2 protein-coding genes and 3 pseudogenes are annotated in these 3,370 nt (G+C 31.8%); all 5 read left to right on the forward strand.

Going from position 1 to position 3,370, the window contains the following annotated elements; all coding sequences use genetic code 11:
* Positions 1-239: 239 nt before the first annotated feature.
* Positions 240-398 (forward strand): annotated as a pseudogene (locus LLA01S_RS12315) (restriction endonuclease subunit R); the annotation flags it as partial.
* A gap of 17 nt (positions 399-415) precedes the next feature.
* Positions 416-718 (forward strand): annotated as a pseudogene (locus LLA01S_RS11730) (restriction endonuclease subunit S); the annotation flags it as partial.
* Positions 719-868: 150 nt separating this feature from the next.
* Complete coding sequence (locus LLA01S_RS12320) at positions 869-1,993, forward strand: MrcB family domain-containing protein (RefSeq protein WP_081106903.1); 1,125 nt, start codon at positions 869-871, stop codon at positions 1,991-1,993.
* 339 nt (positions 1,994-2,332) lie between these two features.
* Positions 2,333-3,001 (forward strand): EbhA, encoded by a 669-nt coding sequence (locus LLA01S_RS11740; protein ID WP_232035042.1) that lies wholly within the window; start codon positions 2,333-2,335, stop codon positions 2,999-3,001.
* A 77-nt stretch (positions 3,002-3,078) separates the two neighbouring features.
* A pseudogene (locus LLA01S_RS11745) lies at positions 3,079-3,370 on the forward strand (transposase); the annotation flags it as partial.

A 3,370-nucleotide genomic window follows, 5' to 3' on the forward strand; every position in this document is an offset into this window, starting at 1 on the left:
AATTTTTTTATTAAAAAATGAGAAAAAAGTATGTAGCACATAGGTTTTTTTATAACAATTTATGATTATATATAAAAGACAAATAGCATAAAAAAACTGATTTAATATTATTTATTTTATATATTATCAATTTTGAAATATGATATAAATATCATCTAATAAAATTTCACCTAAAACTCATATAAACTGGTAAAATAAAGATAATAAAAATCATGCATTATTGAGAGGGAGAAAAAGGAATGGCAGAAGCAAAATTTGAAGCTGCTTTAATCAAAAAACTAGAAGCAGAAGGATGGACCTATCGTAAAGATTTATCTTATGTCCCTATTAAGGTTTTAGAAGGGCACTGGCGTGAGGTGCTTAATGAAAATAATGCTTATAAATTAAATGGCAACCCTTAGTTGATACGACGGGGATTTATCACGGAATTAATCTCTTGCGATTCCAAATGCGCAATGGCGTTGATTCGGAATTTTTATTTCAGAGACTAAACACGATGCCAATGAAAAATTGGGCAGTTTCGCACGCGAATCCCACAGTCAGCCAAGCAAGCATCAATCAAACGGAATTAAGTAAACAGCCAATTTCGTCGCCAACACTAACTGAGCAACAACAGATTGGTAATTTTTTCAAGGAAATTGACAACATTATCGGTCTTCATCAACGTAAGTTGGATTTGTTGAAAGAACAGAAAAAAGGCTTATTACAAAAGATGTTTGTGTAGAATTATGATTCTATTAAATTCATAGAAGGCTATTTACTGGCTCAACAACGATTAAGGTCCTGGAGACCATTCGAGGCATATGCAAAAATAACCCAAAAAATTAGAGGAAGTCATAGAGCGGTATTGACTTGAATAGGTGAGACATTGATTGAATTATTTTCAGAAGTTGCGCAAAATTATTTAACAGAAAAAAATAATGCTTTTAAAGAAAACTCACTAGGGACACTAGTGAGAAAAGACATACCTAATGAGATTATGACATTTCTTGATCCAGAAAAATTCAGTGTGAAAGGATCTATAGGACAAGGACAGTGGGCAGTTATCCCATGGGTATGTATTTATAATAAAGCTATCTCTGCAAAAACAACGTATGGAATTGATATTGCGATCTTGTTTAAAGCAGATATGACGGGGTTTTATATTACGTTAAATCAAGGATGGACGTTTTTTAAAAATTCCTATAAACCTAAACAAATTGCAAAAGAAAAGATTAAACAAGCTTCATATACTCTAAGTAACATCGTTGATGATCTAAGATACAGTGTAGATCCAATTGACTTAGGGTCTTCAGAAACTTTAGCAGTCGGCTATGAGCTTGGTTCGATTTTTAATAAATACTACGATATCGAATGTTTACCTACAAATGAAGAGTTCGAAGAAGACATTAAAGCATTTACTCAAATGCTGGTAGAAGTAGAATTATATATAGGTAAAAATCGTAGTTTTGAGGATTTTTATCGTGAAATCTTAAATAATTCGTTTTATCAAGCGCTTATACATGACCAAAGTATCTTCAAAGAAGTAGATGATAATGACGAAACTTATGTCTATCAAATTGAAGAAGAAATGGCAGAGTCACCTGCTGAAGAAATCATTGAAGAACCAACACAGCGGAAAGATCCTGTTATCAATCGTGGGGGGCAAGAAAACTGGCCCCGAGATAGTAAAATAGCTGCGATAGCGCTCAAGAAAACCAATTTTTTATGTGAAGTTGATCCTACCCATCAAACTTTTACATCTAGAAAAACTGGAAAATCATATATGGAGGCACATCATCTAATTCCTATGGGAAGACAAGGTGAGTTTGATTATAGCTTAGATAAGATCGCAAATATTAAGTGTATTTGTCCCAATTGCCATCGATTGTTGCATCATGGGACAGATAGTGAACGAAATCAAGTGTTAGAAATTCTTTATCAACAATCAATTTCTAATTTACGACGTGTGAATTTATCTATTGCATTCGATGAACTAAAAACATTTTATTGATAAATGTAAAAATAGGAGTTGATGTTAAGTCATTTTCTCATAGTTACAGGGTCTATAATTAGATAATAACCCCTGAGAAATCAAATAAAAATAACCCCTATTATTCAATTTCTGAATTATAGGGGTTATTTATTTATTAAATGTTATAATGGATAATGCATAGAGTATAAATGCACAGGAGGAAATAAACATGAAAAAAAAATAATTACTATATTTTCTATTATAGTTATTTTAGTCGGTATAGGATTTGGATACTTTTTTGGAATTGCAAAGCCGCATAAAGAAGCGGTTAATAATTTTAATAGTACTTATAGGCCAATCGAAGACAAAAATAAATCTTTGGATAAAATTATTAAAAATGCAGAAAAAAATTTAGCAAATAATGAACTACCACTTGATAATTCAACGAAAACAAACCTTGAAAAGATTTTAAAGAAATCTCAAAATGATAAGATCAAAGTTCCAGAAATTCCCAATAAAACTTCTGACATTAACAAATCAATAAAGTCTTTACCAAAAAAAGTTGATTATAGTATTAACGAAAGAGAATTAAAATTGGCTTTATCTAATTTTAAAGAATCAATCAATAAAAATAAGTTAGTGACTAACCCGACTTCAGATTTTGTAATCGAAAAATTGAAATCTTTACCCACTGTTACAGGGGTTCAAGCAGTAACAGAAACCAATGATCCAAATGGATCATTGAACAAACCTGGGGGGTATACCTCCGCTATCTATTTTACGGATTCTGCAGTACAAGACCAAATAGATGGATCAGATATTGTTGCTAAAGGTACTGATGCCGGAGGGCAAATTGAAGTTTACAAATCATCTGAAGAAGCACAAAAGCGCAATGATTATTTATCAGCATTTGATGGTGCAGGATTATTTAACTCTGGTTCTCATGAAGTTTGTGGTACTTGTGTAATTAGAATATCAAGTAAATTAACTGCAACCCAACAAAAAGAATTAACAAAAAAAATAATTGATAGTCTAACTCAATTATAAAAAAAATACTATAAGTAATTGATGCTATCCTTAAATCTTAGAGTCACTATTGTATAATTTAGACAAAGGATAAAAACATGCAAAAACGCTACTTACAAGAATTTAAAGACACCCTTCTCGACTTTTATCATTCTGGGCAATCCGTCACCCAGCTGTCTAAAGAATACGGCGTGGCTCCTGCAACGATTTATAAATGGATCGACCTCTATTCTAAGTCTAATGAAAGCTCCGTCTCTAAAGCTGATTTTCTAGAATTAAAAAGACAACTGGCTAAAGTTAAGGAAGAACGAGACATCTTAAAAAAAGTATTGACCATATTCGCCGAGAAAAAGAAGTGAGTGCTGCGGATATGACTCTAACCATACAAAC

The sequence above is a fragment of the Lactococcus cremoris subsp. cremoris NBRC 100676 genome (assembly GCF_001591705.1).
In the GTDB taxonomy this organism is placed as follows: domain Bacteria; phylum Bacillota; class Bacilli; order Lactobacillales; family Streptococcaceae; genus Lactococcus; species Lactococcus cremoris.